We start from the raw sequence: 16,251 nt of genomic DNA, 5'->3' as shown, positions 1-16,251 counted from the left end.
AATAGAGTAATATCCCCCTGAAATAGCTTCAAAGCAGCTTTAGAATGCCGTGGTATGCAGTTCTTCTGGGTCGAGATGAGCATGAACCACTTGGCCATCCCGAAACCAAACTACTCGCTGAGTGGTACGCGCGACTTCTGGCTCGTGAGTCACCATCACCACTGTCATGCCGCTAGCATTTAAGGTGGAGAAGATATCCAGAATCTCATTCGTTGTTTTGGTATCCAACGCCCCCGTGGGTTCATCCGCCAGCAGCAACACAGGCTCATTCACAATAGCCCGAGCAATGGCCACCCGCTGTTGTTGTCCCCCCGACAGTTGAGTAGGTTTATTGTGAATGCGATCGCCTAATCCAACACGTTCAAGTGCAGCCTTACCCCGCTCCCGTCGCTCTTTAACCGGCACATTGGCATAAACCATGGGCAGCATTACATTCTCCAAGGCACTGACTTGACTCAGTAAATGAAACTGCTGAAAGACAAACCCAAGCTTGCGATTGCGCACCAAGGCCAGCTCAGTATCAGAAAGCTGAGCCACATCCACTCCATCCAGGAAATATTGGCCGGACGTGGGGCGGTCCAGACAGCCAATCATATTCATCATGGTCGATTTGCCGGATCCAGAAGCCCCCATAATCGAGCAGTATTCACCAGGGTTGACCACCAGATCCACCCCATCTAAGGCCCGGACTTCCGTTTCTCCTGCACCATAAACCTTAGTGATTGACTCTAGGCGAATAATGGCCTGATCTGGATTCCCTTCTGTCAGGGATTGAGCTTGCGGCTGCGTTGAGGTCATAGACTTATTCTTCCCTTAAGCACTGCGCAGAGCCACAATTGGATCCAGTTGAGCCGCCCGTCGGGCCGGAACGACTCCAAAAAACAGACCAATTCCCCCTGAGACCCCCACAGCCAACATTACAGCCGGAACGGAAATACCTGTTTCCAAAGGTGTGAGGCTGCTGACCATCACCGTGCCACCCACGCCAACGAAGGTGCCAATCATGCCGCCTACGGCAGACAAAATAATCGCTTCGATCATAAATTGGACCAAAATATCGGATTGTGAGGCTCCAATGGCTTTGCGGAGGCCAATTTCCTGAATCCGCTCCGTCACGGACACCAGCATGATATTCATAATGCCAATACCACCTACCAGCAGAGAAATACTCGCAATTGCAGCCAACATAACCGTCAAAGCACCGCTGATATTGCCGATAATTTCCAACGCCTGCTTTTGAGTCCGAATCGTGAAATCATCTTCGTCAATAATTTTGTGGCGGATCCGCAACAGATTACGGATCTGAAACTCTGCTGAGGGAATACTGGCTTCATCTTTAGCAGAGACCGAGATAAACGTTAGCTCAGTACCAAAGGGAGATGTAGATCCCACCACCCGATTCGCCATCGTTGAAATGGGAATAAAAATCACATCATCTTGGCTACTCCCAAGGAAAGACCCCTTTTCCTCCATTAATCCAACGACTTCAAAATTGAGGTTTTTAATCCGAATTCGCTTACCAATTGGATTTTCAGACCCCACCAAGCGCTTAGCCAGATCAGTGCCTAATACAGCCACCAAATTGCCTCGCTGGATATCTTGCGGGCTAAGAAATCGACCTTTAGCCACATCATGGTTCCGCACAATTGGATATTCATCCGTTGTGCCCATCACCAAGGCCGTTGTATTCGCCCCTTGGTAAACAGTGGTCAACTGATTCTGAAGTTGAGGAATAACAGATTGAACTGCAGATACCGCTTCTTTAATTGCTTTAGCATCCGCCCAAACCAAGGTCTTGGGCACTTCAAAGGTCTGTCGGCGGGCTTTATCAGTTCCCGGAACGATAAATAGAATGTTGGGTCCTAGGGACTCAAACTGACCGGAAGCATACTTTTGGGCCCCTTGCCCCACGGCGATCATGGCAATAACAGAAGCATTGCCAATAATCATCCCTAACATCGTCAAACTACTGCGCAGGCGGTTGGCGACTAGCGTCGCTGAAGCCATTTTTACGCTTTCGAGGATATCCACGGTTACTCTTCCTCTTTTAAATCTTCGGGCTTTTGACCTTCTGGAAACGTTTCAAAAACTTTTTGACCGGGGGTTACACCCTCTAGAATCTGGGTTTGATTCTTGATCGATGACCCAGTCGTTACTGGCTGAAACTTAGGCTTGCCATCTTCATCAGGGATATAGACCCCCGTTTTTCCATCTTTTGTGGCAATCAAACCGGTGGGTAGCACCATGCTGTCGGCAACGGTATCCCCCAAGAAGGTGAGATCTGAATTCATCCCTGATCGCAGCTTGTCTTGCCCAGAGGTAATATTTACCCTGACCTGAAAGGAGGTGACATTTTGCTCTTCAATCGCTTCTGGTGACACCAACCGAACGCGCCCCTTAAAAACCTGATCGGGGAACGCATCTGCCCGAATTTCAACAGACTGACCGGGTCGGATCTGACCAATATCAATTTCAGGCACCGTGGCTAACACCTCTAGCTTTTGGGCTAAGGCCACGATAGACGTCGAAGTGGCCGAAGAGGTACTCGATGCAGTCGTTGTAGGCGTTACAAAGGCCCCTTCCGTCGCAAATTTTTGGGTAATGATGCCTGCAAAGGGGGCGCGAATAATCGTATCGTTGACCTGGGTCATCACCACCTGCTGACGGCCCTGAGCCTCAGCTACTGCCGCTTTTGCTTGCAGAATTGCTTCTGGGCGACTGCCTTTCTGCATCAGCTGGTAGGCTTGGCGGGCTTCCGCCACATCGGCTTTAGCCCTTAGAACCTCTGCCGGTTGAGACCCTTGCCGTAAGATTTGCAGGCGCTTTTGCACCTCTCTTAAGTTGGCTCGGGCGGTATCCGCTTCTGCTTTGGCTTCGTCCCTGCGATCGCGGGTTTCTGCCCCTGCTTTGTAGAGCTGTTCAAAACTATTCAGGCGAGTCAAAGCTAATCTCAGACGAGCTTTCGCCGACTCCACTTGGCTTTGCACCTGGGTAATGGTTTCCAGTTGATTGCCCCCAGCAATTTGGGCGAGCTGGGCCTCCGCTCGGACCAAACGAGCCCTGGCCTGTTGAATTTCCTCTGGGCGGTTACCGGCCTGCAACTCCGACAGCCGAGCCTTTGCCTGGGCCACCGACGCATTCGCTTGAATTAACTGACCTTCTAAATCACGAGTATCCATGCGGGCAATGACCTGCCCTTTTTCAACCTCGTCCCCTTGCTCCACCAACAGCTTGGCCAAAACGCCTGCTTGCTTGGGACTTAAGTTGACACTTTTAGCGGGCGTAATCGTCCCGCTAGCCCCAATCCGGAGGGTGACATCTTTTGACTCAACCTCCACCGTCAAGTCTTCTAGGGTTGGCTTATCCGAAGACCGATTGACAAAAGACCTTGCCCCAACTGCCCCCAACAGGACAACGGTACTTACCAGGCCAACCACCCATACCTTAGGTTTCTTGACCTTACCAACGACCGGAAGATTGATGTACACGATTGCTTAATATTTCGTAACCTTTTCTCATTCTAGCGAGGATCTCACTCGCTTGTCGTTTTAGTTCTAAAATTCAGCCCTTAGACATAAAGACGATAAGCCTTCCCTACAGGGTTCCCGGCCTTCCCCCAACCTAGACGGATCTCTGGTTAAAGTTGAACGATGCCTCCAATAGGTGAAAAGTCAGCTTCATCATTGTTGAGCTGAACCTTGCGCCATAAAGTCCACTAATGCCTGATATTTTGGGGCAGTTTCTAATGGTTGGTTTTGGTATTCCAGCGCTCCCCAACTGCCAAAACGGGTATAGGGCGAAACATCTACAAAATGACAGAGCAATCCTCCACCGGACTCCTGCCATTGCTGGAGATACTGCTTATACAGAGTGGCCATGCGGGGGTGACGGTTAAGGGAGGTAAACAGTTGAGTAATCTTCTGCTCATGTTCTTCGCTAAATGCAGCACTGGTTAAATGCTGTCCTCCCTCATAGGCAATCAAATCCAACCCAAACTCGTCTCGAATACGGCTATAGTGCTCCCGCAGAAACGGCCCATAGGACTTAATTTCTGCCTCCATCTGTTGCCAAATTTCGGCTTCAGAACTCTTGAGTAATCGGGGTAAATTCTCCAGATAATCCCATTCCCCACTGAAGTAAGGCGCAATAGCATAGGCATCTGCGGATTTATAGGCATCTTTCCAAGTCAGCACCTGCTCAGCGGTCCAGGGGTTGACATACTGGGATGCTAATACTCTCACTAGGCGATCGCGGCTGCCAAATACCGATTCCCAAAGTTTGAAAATCTCAACAGATCTTTGGGAGTAGAAGCGTAAGCTAGCTTGATAGGGGTCTTCTGCAAGCTTTAATTCCAATCCTTTGGATTGAGCATACTGATATTGATTAAAGTCGGGGGCGGTGTTCCACACCTCGTTAGAGTACTCCACGTACACCTTGAGCCGAGGGTCTAACCGATCGCGTACCATCGTCGCGAATTGACGAACATAATCATCCGAGGCCTGATGGGGCAAGGTAAACCAAGGATTGGCTTGTAGAGTATTGGCCAGATCGATCATGTACTCTAAAGCCACTCCCTTGCCAGCCGCTTGGGTCACATCCGACACTTGAGGCCGATCCTGCCACTCTTGAATGTCAGAGCCATTCGTTTCCATCCAATCCATAAACCGCAAGGTTTTGAAGGGCTGCAGCCGCTCTAGAAACAATGGATGAAAAAGACGTTGCTGATAGGCATATTCAAATCCAGGTAAAATCAAGCGAATATTCCGAATGGGATTTTGGGGATTTGTTCGATTAATTTTCAACCAAATCCCCGTCTCCATCGGCGTTACGTCCAATACCATCCGTCCAGGCTGCTGACTCGCAATGGTGGCACTACCATAGTTAAAGCTAATCTCTCCCTCTCCGTCATACAGCAGGGTGTATTTCCCCGCCGGGTAATGACCTTTGCCATTGTCAAAGATCACGGTCTCCGCAAACTGCTTGGGTTCTAGGGCTGCAATCCAGCCCTCAGGAGTGAGCTTCAGGGGGCCTCCCTGATCAAAACCAGCCCCTTCCCGCCCCGAGAACCAAGGGCGCGATAGCTTAAAAGCATCCACAAACGGCCATTGACTGGTGTAACTCACCACCTCCCCTAAATTCATCCCGAGTTGTGGATTAGAGACCGGCTGGGTAGCCTGGATAGTAGGAGAGGGCGGCTGATTAAACCCGACCACACATAACGCAAACATCGCGATAAAGAGTAGGACTAAAAACCACTCCCTGAGATTCCGAAAAGGATTGCGTCGTCGAGGCACGTTTCACCTCACTCCAATGACATCAATATTCCGTTGAACTCGCAATATCTAATCCATTATTCTGCTGTTAATTTCAACTTCTAGCTTAGCGATCTCACCCTGACCCGGCTTATGAACTTTATTGTTTATCTCGTGATGTTTGGTTGGATTCCTTTGGTCCTTTATCTATTCAGCCAGCTTCCGGTGCAACGGGCTTTGGTCATCAGCTTTATTGGTGCCTGGTTATTTCTTCCCCAGGCCAGTTTTCCCTTGGTGGGGCTGCCCGATCTCACTAAAATGTCGGCAACTTGCTATGGCATCTTACTGGCAACATTTATCTTCGATGCCAAGCGGTTCCAGCTCTTCAAGTTCAGCTGGATAGATATTCCCATGGTGGTCTGGTGCCTCTGTCCCATCGCCTCGTCTTTAACCAATGATTTAGGACTATACGACGGACTCGCCCAAGCCTTAGGCCAAACCGTTACCTGGGGATTTCCCTATTTCTTGGGGCGACTGTACCTAGGGAATTTAAGCGGGCTCAGGCAGTTGGCAACTGGCATTATTATCGGCGGCATCCTGTACGTTCCCCTTTGTTTGCTGGAGATCCGGCTAAGTCCCCAACTCCACCGATGGATTTACGGCTACCATGCCCATTCTTTCGAACAGACCTTTCGTTTGGGGGGATTTAGACCCACGGTCTTTATGGAGCATGGACTAATGCTGGGGGTTTGGATGATGAGCGCGACTTTAATGGCCATCTGGCTATGGCGCGCTGGCACCCTGACTCGCTTAGGGGATATTCCCATGATTTGGTGCGTATTGGCCCTCGGAGTAACCTTTATTCTCCTGCGGTCTACCGGGGCCTATGCTCTGTTACTCATCAGCCTTATTCTCCTATTTGCCGTTACTTGGTCTCGATCTAGTATTGCCATTTGGCTACTCGCTCTACTAATGGCGGGATATTTAGCCATCAGTTCAACGGGGTCGTTAACACCCACCTATACCCGGCAGCTCGTTGCCACGGCAAGCCAAATCACCGGACCTGAGAGAGCGGCATCCCTCAACTTTCGACTGGAGAACGAACAAATTCTGTCGGCCAAAGCCCGGATTAGACCCATCTTTGGCTGGGGAGGGTGGGGCAGAGCACGAATTTATAATGACCAGGGTCAAGATATCTCCGTAACCGATAGCCTATGGATCATCGCCTTTGGCAATCATGGCTTAGTTGGATTAGTGAGCTTAATGACGGCCTTAGTATTGCCCATCCTGATGTTAGCCAGGCGAATTCCTGTCTCCAACTGGACTCACCCCGCGGCTGCTCCCGTCGCTGCCCTGTCGGTGGCCTTGATTATGTATGGGCTAGATTGCCTTGTGAATGCCATGATCAATCCTGTTTTTGCCCTTGCCGCCGGTGGACTATCTGGTTTAGCTGTCCAGAAGATCAATCGGAAACGTCTACGACGACCCGGCAGCCAGAGAATCGCGACCTAAAGTCCCTTGCGGCCCCTCGGTTTATGAGGCCATTTGGGTACGGGCTGCCTTCACCATGGCAATCATTGTTTGATGGGCATCTTCGGAATCTTGCAGCACATGATCAAAGACAATCCGAATGGTAGAGTCTTGGTCTCCTGCATTTACGGACAAGTCCATCCCTTCTGGATCAACTTTTAGCATCTGGGCGGCTTCGGCCTCGGTGACCTTGCCATAGGCTTTGGCATAGAGTAAAACAGCATCGGCATGATCATCGTTCATGTGTTTGCAGATGCGATCGCTAATTTCAGGGGTAATGGTGTCAGCCATAGGATTTATTTGCCAAAATTAATAGGTGCAATAACCAAGGGCTTAGTGTAACTCTTTCAAGCCATTGCCTTGGTCAAGTTCATCTTATCTTGCACCTATTAAATATTAGGTACAACGCTGATTCCTTTTCAACCTCAAATAAATCTGAGGCAGAACTGAGCCAATCGGAGATAATAGGCACCGGGGTTAAGGCCATAAGGATATTTTTTTCATGGGATTTATTCAAGTTTCACGAGGGACACGGGACATTCTGCCAGATGAGGTGATCTATTGGCAGTATGTCGAAGCCACAGCCCGTCAGCTTCTCCATCAGGCGGCATACCGAGAGCTGCGGACCCCCATCTTTGAGCAAACTAATTTATTTGAACGGGGTATCGGTGAAGCCACAGACGTCGTCGGCAAGGAAATGTACACTTTCCAAGATCGAGGCGATCGTTCGATTACCCTGCGTCCAGAAGGGACGGCTGGCGCTGTCCGTTCATTTATCGAGAACAAACTTCATGCCCAGGGAGGCGTTCAGCGTCTGTGGTATATCGGACCCATGTTTCGCTATGAAAGACCCGGAGCAGGACGGCAACGCCAATTTCACCAAATCGGAGTAGAAGCGCTGGGTAGCCAAGATCCACGTGCTGATGCAGAAGTTATTGCTATCGCCTCCCAACTCCTTAAATCGTTAGGCGTTCCTGATTGGACCTTATCTCTCAACTCCCTCGGCACGGCTGAAGATCGACAGAAATACCGTGAGGCTTTAGTCACTTACCTTAGTCAGTACAAAGACGACCTAGACCCTGACTCCCAGGATCGCCTCCAGCGTAATCCTCTGCGCATCTTAGATAGCAAGGATCCAAAAACAAAAGAAATAGCCCAGTCTGCCCCCAACATCTTGGATTACTTGGGCACTGACTCCAAACAGCATTTTGACCGTGTTCAGCAACTTCTCACGGATCTAGATATTGCCTATAAGCTCAATCCTTGCCTAGTTAGAGGTCTAGATTACTACACCCACACCGCCTTTGAGTTTGAGTTGGAGGGATTAGGGAATCAAGCCACCGTCTGTGGCGGAGGACGCTACGATCGCCTCGTTTCTGAACTGGGGGGCCCCGAAACCCCTGCAGTGGGGTGGGCAATCGGGATGGAGCGACTAATTCTGCTCCTGCAAAATGCTGAGATCACCTTAAATCAATCTTTAGATTTTTACTGCGTGGCTCGGGGACCAGAAGCAGAAGCTCAAGCCTTGCTAATTTGCCAAAATTTGAGGGAAAACGGCTTTTCCGTGGAGATGGATTTGAGTGGGAGTGCGTTTGGCAAACAGCTCAAACGAGCCAATCGGAGCGGGGCTTTAGCCTGCTTAATTTTGGGCGATACAGAAGCTTGCGATCGCACCGTGCAACTCAAATGGCTAGCCTCTGGCGAACAAGAATCCATAGCTCAGGCCGATCTCAGAAACCTCACGTCCCAACTCCAAAGTAAACTGACCGCAGCCAAAGGGAATTCCTCCACCTAAAGCTCCCATTTCTGAACAAGATCAGTTAGACTGTGCTGCATGTTGGAATCCCTTAACAACACCCAGAAAATATGGATCTCTGAACTGTGGCTGTGTGGAGTAGGACGTAAATAACGATGACAGTGGACATAGAATTTCTGATTCAAAAAGAGGGAGATTTTGCGTGGCTCCCCCTTGAATCTCTCAGTGTTGAAATATTAGTCGGCAGATATCAACTGATCGCTCAAACCAGTGAGGCAGACTGCCCCATTCAAGTCCATATCCATCATCAGTACGTGGAAGATGGGTTGTGGCAAGAAGTCGTCCAACATCAACTCTTCCACACCGATTCCCAAGGCCGCATCGAAGTCCTACCCCCCACCTTCCTTCAACATGGTCGTTGGATCATTAGCTGCGCAGCCAACGAAGACGAGCAACTTGCCAACTCAGAGATCGATCGCCATTGTGTACAACTCCAAGTCCTTGAACAAGAAACTGATCTAGACCAAGATTGGGAATTCCTCAGTCATTCCATGGCTTGTCAAGAGTCTAATGGACAACAAGCAGACCTATTGGCACCCTTGCAAGCTGCCAATATAAGGGCAAAAACGGCTTGGAATAACATTGCCCCGCCCGAAGAGAGCATCTCCATCCCTGAAGAAGAATTCAACCTCGAAGAAAGCATACCCATCCCAGGGCAAGAACCTGAGGAAACATCCTCCATATCTCCCACTCTTTTCAATATCTACGAGCCAGCCAGGGCTGCAAACAACCCAGAAGGACAGCCCTCCCAGGACAGCCGCCCAGAATCCACTGTCCCGCAACTACCGGAGATTCCTCACGATATCACCCCGATCCGTCTGCAGATTTCACCGGGCCTGATTCTCCCTCCTGAACTCTTCACGCCAGAAACAGATAATATTCCTATCCCCCAACTTCCTGAATTCCCGCACCTTAACCAGTGGAAAGATCTGTCTTATTCAGAACTATCCGTTGCTTTAGGGCGCCTTCACTGGAGCAAACTCGATACCTACGGTGAAGCGATTGATGTCGACTTTGGGGCGCTCGAATTACAGGAGCGATTTTTAGCAACATTGACTCAACTATCCACACAGAAAACCGTAAATCCCAACAACGGTACCTCTATCACACCTGAGAAAGAAACACAATCCAACAGTAAAGCCTTGGTCCCCATTGCCTCAGAAGGGGCATCCTAAAGACCAAAAATAAGGACTGAATATGCGTATTTGGCTCATTAGTTTTCTTACCCTCTTAGCCTTAGCAAGAGGACTAGAGTGGCTCCACCACCTGACCTTGCCATTCCCAATCCTCTTATTAGGGGGGGCAATGCTGTCGATTCTATCCAACGAGTCGACCCTAGCAGGCTTACCTTGGATGCCAAAATCACGCTCTTCCAAAATTTCCCAAATAGAACCTGTAGCCTCTGAAAACACCCTTACTCCCCAATAAATTCATTGACCTGACTTTTCACGGTAAATTCTAGAGCGCTTTCCCCATTGCGATTGTAGGGAATTGTTCTCCATTCAGCTACGATGACCAAATCCTGAGTTTGGAGATGATTAGGATGCAGACATGGTGGAAGAAGAATTTTGCTGAGTGTCAATTCAACGATGACCGAAGGTCGGTCGTAGACCATCAGCGCTTGACCCATCGAGCTCTCAAAATTGGTCAAGCGATTAGTGCAAACTTCGGCCAAGCCCTGTTGAGCATTTTCAAGACTGCAACAGATCTCAAACGCTCTTATGAGTTTTCGCTAATGTGAAAACCAACTTCTCTCAAATCATTACTCCTCATTGCCATGCAACTGCCCATGCCATCACCGAGGAAGAGATTACCTTGTGCGTGGGTGATACGAGCTTTTTAGACTACGGAGGCATCAAGAAGAAGCGTCAAGGCTATGGTCCTCAAGGCAATGGGGGGAATGGCTTATTGCTCCACAGTGCCTTAGCTGTTGACCCCGAGCAAGGCCAACCATTGGGGTTGCTATGGCAAAAGGTATGGAATCGTCAGCATCGACCCCAGCCTCCGAAAAAGGAAACCCCTCGACAAAAGAAGAAGCGTCAGGCAAAGGCGCGACAAACTTCTCGGAACCGACCCTTTGAACAAAAGGCATCCTATCGGTGGGTCGAAGCGATGCAAGCCGTAGAAAAGATAGTGAGTCCTTCTACTCGTTCCATTCATGTGTTTGACCGAGAAGGAGATATTGCCGAAGTGTTTGAGCGGCTCAATCACCTCAACAACACAGGGGTTGTGGTTAGAGCCTCACATAATCGTCGGCTTGAGCAAGACCCCAATCGACTGTGGAAAAAACTGGAAGCCCAAAGTATTCAATTCGAGTATGAAATTGACTTACCCAAAACGAAAGACCGGAGTGCACGTACAGCCAAGCTAGTGGTGCGCTGTTGTCTCGTCCAACTGCAGCGACCTACCCGTCTAGCTGATAGTCATCCCCTCCAGGTATACGCCGTCTATGCCACAGAAGTAGATCCCCCAGAGGATGAAGACCCAGTGTCATGGATGTTGCTCACGAGTGAAGCAGTCACCACTATGGAAATGGCTCAGACCATTTTGCGCTGGTACACGTACAGGTGGAGAGTGGAGGAATATCACAAAATTCTCAAATCGGGGACTCAGGTGGAGCGGTATCGTTTGGCTGCTGAGGGGATGAAAACCTTATTAGGATTCCTGTGTGTCACTGCTGTAGAACTGTTACGCTGGACCTACTTAGAACGCACATCCCCTCAACGGCCTGCTCAAGATGTCGTCACACCTTTACAGATTAAAGTTCTCAGAGCGAAGACATCGAAGGTTCCCAAAAACCTCACGGTTGCATGGGCAGTGAAAGCAGTTGCACGACTTGGAGGATATCTGGAGCATCGTCGCAACACACCGATGGGGATTCAAGTGCTTTGGAAAGGATGGGCTAAGTTAAATCTCCTAGTCGAGGGCTGGCAGTTAGCGACCCAGGAGACTTAGCGGGAAAAGTCAGATTCATTGACCTAGTTTTTGACAAGAAAGGGGGGCTCGTTTGAGCCCCCCTTTCTCGCTATGTTTTATAGCTTTAGATGACTGTCTTAAGCTTCATCAAGGGCCGCAATTCCAGGTAAGACTTTACCTTCCAAAAGCTCTAGACTTGCACCACCTCCGGTAGAAATATGGCTCATTTTTTCAGCCACACCCACTTTTTCAACTGCCGCAACCGAGTCACCTCCACCAATAATGGTGTCAGCACCTGTCTCGGTAATTGCAGCCAAGCTATGGGCAACCGCATCAGTTCCTGCTGCAAATTTATCGAATTCAAACACACCCATCGGTCCATTCCAAATCACAGTTTTGCAATCAGAAAGGGCAGCCTGAAACTCTTTCACAGAGTTGGGACCAATATCCAAGCCCATCCAGCCATCAGGAATATTATTGATGCTCACAGTCTGAGCATTGGCATCAGCAGCAAAGTTATCTGCAACCACAACATCACTAGGCAATAACAGAGCGACTCCCTTCTCTTTAGCCTTAGCCTCTAGAGTACGAGCTAAATCTAGCTTGTCTTCTTCAACTAAAGACTTACCCACAGCTAAACCACGAGCTTTATAGAAAGTGAAAATCATACCGCCACCAATCAGTAGCTTGTCTACCTTGTCTAACAAGGTTTCAATCACACCAATTTTGCTGGAGACTTTTGAACCACCCACGATAGCGGCCAAAGGACGCTGAGGGCCCTCAATAGCAGCCTGTAGATACTTCAGTTCTTTCTCAATTAAATAACCCGCCACAGAAGGGCTCAGGTGATGCGTGACTCCTTCAGTAGAAGCATGGGCTCGGTGGGCAGTACCAAAAGCATCATTGACATACAGGTCAGCCACTGAAGCTAGCTGGCGGGCAAACTCAGGGTCATTAGCCTCTTCACCCGAATGGAAACGTACATTTTCCAGAAGGGCAACTTGTCCATTCTGTAATGCGCCGACTTTTGCCGCCACCTCATCTCCAATACAGTCATCACATTTGGTGACCGCTTGACCCAGCAATTCAGACAAACGTGCAGCAACGGGTGTTAGGCGCATGGACTCATTGACTTGTCCCTTAGGACGTCCAAAGTGGCTCGCAAGAATGACCTTAGCACCTTTAGACGTTAGGTCTTGAATCGTGGGGAGAGCAGCTCGAATGCGGGTATCATCTGTAATTTTGCCGTCGCCATCTAAGGGCACATTGAAATCGGCACGCACCAAAACTCGCTTACCAGATAAATCTGCCGATGTTAAATTGGCTATTGTTTTCTTGGACACAGTAAAAATCTCCTAAATGCGTCTATTGCGTTTTATTACCCCCCATAGCAGAGCGCATGGGGTATTGGCATGATGATGGTTGGGATAAATCTATACCCAAACTCGTCGGTCGGGTTGGTTGTTAATGTGAACTGATACCGTGCCGTGAATATTTTACCGGAGTCCGTACCCTGGAGTTGAGCTTCATGTTTAAGACGATTTTGTTTCCAATTGATCAAAGTCGAGCTTCTCAAGATGCTGCTGAGAAGGTAGCCGAAATCGTGAAATTTTGCGATAGCAAACTCATCATCCTGTCAGTACAATCAGATGCTGAGAACACTCCCGAAAACAGCACCCCTGACAACCAAGCGATTGACCAACTCCTCCAAAATGCAAAAATTGCTTTTTCAGATTGGGGGATTGCCGCTGAAATCACGAAGCTGGAAGGCAGACCGGCCTTTTGCATTTGTGATTATGCCGATGAAATTAATGCAGATCTAATTGTTATGGGTTGCCGAGGCGTTGGCCTTACTGAAGAAGGGGCCGCAGAAAGCGTCAGTAATCGAGTGATTAATTTAGCCCCTTGCCCTGTCATGGTTATTCCTTAGGTGAAGGCGTCCTTCTCTAAGAATGGCCACACAACACCATCTCAGATGCCCTGTCTCGATTATTGCTGAGTCAATTCCAGGATTACATCACATCGATAATTATTGGCCAGGGAGGCCAAAAGGTTTTTTAAATGCTCATATTCAGGTGAGATGTCTTCTAGCAAGTCAAAAATTCCATCCGTATCTAAATTAATGGCCTTACTCTGCAAATGGTTCAGCCATGATTCAGACATCACTTCCTGCAATTGAGCCTTAAGATCATTCCGTTTAGGTAGGGACAAAGAGTCGCAATGGGTCAACGGAGGAGTCAATTCTTCATATAAATACTTCACCCCTAAATGCTGCGTCATTTTCTCCAAGATAATCGTCTCATTACAGGGTTTATGGAGAAAATCATCACAGCCACACGTCAGGGCTCGTTCTTTATCTTCATCGAAGGCATTAGCCGTTAAAGCAATAATCACTGGTTGTGGGATCTGAGGCATTGCTCTAATCCGTTGAGTCGCCTCCAGGCCATCCATTAAAGGCATCTTAATATCCATCCAAATTAAATGGGGATGCCACTCTTGGCAAATTTCCAAAGCTTCTTGGCCGTTTTGTGCAGATTTCACCAAAAAGCCAATGGTGGCCAGTAATGTGACTAACAAACATCGATTATCTGCATGATCTTCCACTACCAAGATCCGAAAAATCGGTTGATGAGGGTGAACCTGAAGAATACGCTGTTCGAGGGTGGGTACCAATGCACTGGCAGTACTTACTTTAACGGGAATTGAAAAAGAAAAAGTCGCTCCCTTATTCAGTTGACTCGATATGGATAGTTCTCCCCCCATTAAATTGACAAATTGACGACTAATTGACAGTCCTAAGCCTGTCCCATGAACCCCCTGATGGGACTGTTTGCCATACTCAGTTTGGTAAAAAGGATGAAAAATCTTCTCTTGATCCTCTTCCGAGACACCAGGCCCCGTATCCTCTACTGAGAAGGTTAATAAACAAGTCGGCTCCTGAAGGTTTACAGAGTAAGCATCATCGAGATAAATACGACTGGCTACTTTCAGATAAACTTGCCCTTCATTAGTAAATTTAATTGCATTCCCTAGTAAATTAATTAGTACTTGACGAAGCTTTTTGATATCAGCTTGAATATATTGGGGAACCGTTTTAGAATATTGAAACTTTAAATTAATTTTCTTGGAAAAAACCTTCTGCTGGAACAAATTATATAGGCCTTCCAAAAAGTGATGAAGGTTGAAATTGGTGGGATCTAGAGTAATTTGACCAGCCTCAATTTTCGACATTTCTAAAATGTCGTTGAGAAGAGCCAGGAGATGTTCACCACTATTATTGATGATGCTTAGCTTATGAAGATGAGCCGCCGTCAATGTTGAATCCCGACTCAATAGTTGCGAAAAGCCTAAAATTGCATTTAGAGGTGTTCGCAATTCATGACTCATATTGGCAAGAAAGGTGCTTTTAGCTAAATTCGCACTTTCAGCCATCTCCTTAGCAGCCACTAATTTTTGAGCCCGTTCATCCGCCAACTTATGGGCTTCATTTAAAGCTGTATTTTTGGCCTGTAAAAGAAACAGAAAATCTGAGACCCGATCATGAACAGCAAAATGGTTAAGCCGTAACCCCAGAGGTTTAAGCTCATGGATTTCTGTTACCCAGAGAGAGCCGAGGAAGAAAATTAAATTAGTCTCGACAACATACACCATCTGCCCTTGCAACTGCATATTTATAGCAAGGCAATCTAAAATCAACAACGAACGGCAAGGCTCGCTGAGACTAGCAAAATCTGGTGACAAAGGGGGTCTTTGAATCGCAAATTGCTGTTCAAACTGACTCCCACAGATTTTAGGGAGTAAATGCTGAAGAGAGTCTCCAGCTTGAATAATCTCTAAATCTGAATTGAGAACGAAATGGAATGGGAAGGCAGTGGCAAATTGCCCTGGCGGTAAACTATGCCGAAAGAAAAGAGTCTGATGACTAGGGCTGATAGGTGACTGAGAACACATCGTGATCAGCTCCCTGCTCTCGATCTTGGACTTGGGTTACTTCTACTGCTGTGTCAAATCGCTCCCCTAGCCCTTCCACCAATCCAGATACCATCGGAGCCATTCCTTTTCGATGGGAATAGTAATGCAGGTTTAAGGTCTGTTTCTCCTGATCACTACATTGAAAGGAAGGCGGTTGCATTTTTGGGAAAATTACCCCTAGACGGCTATGTAAGTCATCGAGATTTCCCAAAAACTCTGGCAAATCATCACCAGCCAGGTCCATCATTTCGCCATACCCTTCTTGTCCAGTAAACTTTACCCAATATTTCCCAAAATCTTCCATGATCTCGGCTGCAGAAATTCCCAGCACTTGACTGGCAGACTTGACCAAACGATGGGTCAAGTCGTCAGGATAGCTCTCCAAGCTAATAAAATTTTCAGATTTAGTTTCGGAAAGTTCTCTGATCGCTTTCCAAGCATCCTCACCAAAATGGTCACAAACCATTTCTTGAATGGCTTTATTCACTAAGCCATACATACAGCATCCCCCCACTCATTTATTTCTCGGCAAATTAATCTTATAGAAGAGATTTGCCTACAACTATTCCCTCTAATATAATCAAGAACCAAAAATTCGGTCCAAAACAATAGGTTTTATTCAGGAAATCCTTCTGATTTTATTTTGACTATTGCATTTTTTTGAGTTGGGAATAGATAAGCAAATGTTCTTAACTTAGCTGTGGAAACAGGTTGAGTACTCTAGCAAATAAATCTTTATCGCTAAAAAATGAAAGGACATCAGTT

15 protein-coding genes are annotated in these 16,251 nt (G+C 47.8%); 7 read left to right on the top strand and 8 right to left on the bottom strand.

Annotation, left to right across the window (positions count from 1 at the left end; translation table 11 throughout):
- Positions 1-39 precede the first annotated feature (39 nt).
- The 4 genes from AM1_RS02860 to AM1_RS02845 all read right to left on the bottom strand — a co-directional run bounded on the left by AM1_RS02860 (position 40) and on the right by AM1_RS02845 (position 5,294).
- On the bottom strand, positions 40-798 hold the full coding sequence (locus tag AM1_RS02860; protein WP_012161292.1) for an ABC transporter ATP-binding protein: 759 nt from the start codon (positions 796-798) through the stop codon (positions 40-42).
- A gap of 15 nt (positions 799-813) precedes the next feature.
- The gene (locus AM1_RS02855; protein ID WP_012161291.1) at positions 814-2,031 is read right to left on the bottom strand and encodes an ABC transporter permease; all 1,218 of its coding nucleotides are present in this window, start codon (positions 2,029-2,031) and stop codon (positions 814-816) included.
- Positions 2,032-2,033: 2 nt separating this feature from the next.
- Positions 2,034-3,488, bottom strand: a complete 1,455-nt coding sequence (locus AM1_RS02850; RefSeq protein WP_012161290.1) for an efflux RND transporter periplasmic adaptor subunit — start codon at positions 3,486-3,488, stop codon at positions 2,034-2,036.
- Positions 3,489-3,680: 192 nt separating this feature from the next.
- Positions 3,681-5,294 carry a hypothetical protein gene (locus AM1_RS02845; RefSeq protein WP_041658851.1) on the bottom strand — a complete coding sequence of 538 codons (1,614 nt, stop codon included), beginning with the start codon at positions 5,292-5,294 and terminating at the stop codon, positions 3,681-3,683.
- A gap of 111 nt (positions 5,295-5,405) precedes the next feature.
- Here AM1_RS02845 and AM1_RS02840 point away from each other — a divergent pair, with 111 nt between their 5' ends.
- Positions 5,406-6,764, top strand: a complete 1,359-nt coding sequence (locus AM1_RS02840) for a hypothetical protein (protein ID WP_012161288.1) — start codon at positions 5,406-5,408, stop codon at positions 6,762-6,764.
- 21 nt (positions 6,765-6,785) lie between these two features.
- Here AM1_RS02840 and AM1_RS02835 read toward each other — a convergent pair whose 3' ends face one another.
- Complete coding sequence (locus tag AM1_RS02835) at positions 6,786-7,073, bottom strand: DUF2470 domain-containing protein (protein ID WP_012161287.1); 288 nt, start codon at positions 7,071-7,073, stop codon at positions 6,786-6,788.
- 211 nt (positions 7,074-7,284) lie between these two features.
- Here AM1_RS02835 and hisS point away from each other — a divergent pair, with 211 nt between their 5' ends.
- From hisS to AM1_RS02810, 5 genes are all read left to right on the top strand, one after another.
- Entirely contained in the window at positions 7,285-8,577 is a 1,293-nt protein-coding gene (gene hisS, locus AM1_RS02830) for a histidine--tRNA ligase (RefSeq protein WP_012161286.1), read from the top strand.
- Between the two features lie 116 nt (positions 8,578-8,693).
- Positions 8,694-9,773: a hypothetical protein gene (locus AM1_RS02825; RefSeq protein WP_012161285.1), complete on the top strand. Its 1,080-nt coding sequence runs from the start codon at positions 8,694-8,696 to the stop codon at positions 9,771-9,773.
- A 22-nt stretch (positions 9,774-9,795) separates the two neighbouring features.
- Complete coding sequence (locus AM1_RS02820; protein WP_012161284.1) at positions 9,796-10,026, top strand: hypothetical protein; 231 nt, start codon at positions 9,796-9,798, stop codon at positions 10,024-10,026.
- A gap of 115 nt (positions 10,027-10,141) precedes the next feature.
- Positions 10,142-10,339 (top strand): IS4/Tn5 family transposase DNA-binding protein, encoded by a 198-nt coding sequence (locus AM1_RS02815; protein ID WP_012161283.1) that lies wholly within the window; start codon positions 10,142-10,144, stop codon positions 10,337-10,339.
- Positions 10,336-11,553 carry an IS4 family transposase gene (locus tag AM1_RS02810; protein ID WP_012161282.1) on the top strand — a complete coding sequence of 406 codons (1,218 nt, stop codon included), beginning with the start codon at positions 10,336-10,338 and terminating at the stop codon, positions 11,551-11,553. Before AM1_RS02815 ends, AM1_RS02810 begins: the two co-directional genes overlap by 4 nt.
- A 98-nt stretch (positions 11,554-11,651) precedes the next feature.
- Here the strand turns inward: AM1_RS02810 and AM1_RS02805 are convergent, their stop codons facing one another.
- Positions 11,652-12,857, bottom strand: a complete 1,206-nt coding sequence (locus AM1_RS02805) for a phosphoglycerate kinase (protein ID WP_012161281.1) — start codon at positions 12,855-12,857, stop codon at positions 11,652-11,654.
- Between the two features lie 185 nt (positions 12,858-13,042).
- On the opposite strand from AM1_RS02805, the gene AM1_RS02800 reads away from it, so the two are divergent.
- On the top strand, positions 13,043-13,444 hold the full coding sequence (locus AM1_RS02800; RefSeq protein WP_012161280.1) for a universal stress protein: 402 nt from the start codon (positions 13,043-13,045) through the stop codon (positions 13,442-13,444).
- Between the two features lie 59 nt (positions 13,445-13,503).
- Here AM1_RS02800 and AM1_RS02795 read toward each other — a convergent pair whose 3' ends face one another.
- Together AM1_RS02795 and AM1_RS02790 are read right to left on the bottom strand one after the other, a co-directional pair.
- On the bottom strand, positions 13,504-15,465 hold the full coding sequence (locus tag AM1_RS02795; RefSeq protein WP_012161279.1) for an ATP-binding protein: 1,962 nt from the start codon (positions 15,463-15,465) through the stop codon (positions 13,504-13,506).
- Positions 15,437-15,985, bottom strand: a complete 549-nt coding sequence (locus tag AM1_RS02790) for a heme NO-binding domain-containing protein (RefSeq protein WP_010471011.1) — start codon at positions 15,983-15,985, stop codon at positions 15,437-15,439. The genes AM1_RS02795 and AM1_RS02790 overlap by 29 nt, the downstream gene beginning before the upstream one ends.
- Between the last annotated feature and the right edge of the window lie 266 nt (positions 15,986-16,251).

This window comes from Acaryochloris marina MBIC11017 (assembly GCF_000018105.1).
In the GTDB taxonomy this organism is placed as follows: Bacteria; Cyanobacteriota; Cyanobacteriia; order Thermosynechococcales; family Thermosynechococcaceae; genus Acaryochloris; species Acaryochloris marina.
This window is presented reverse-complemented; position numbering and strand designations above follow the sequence as displayed.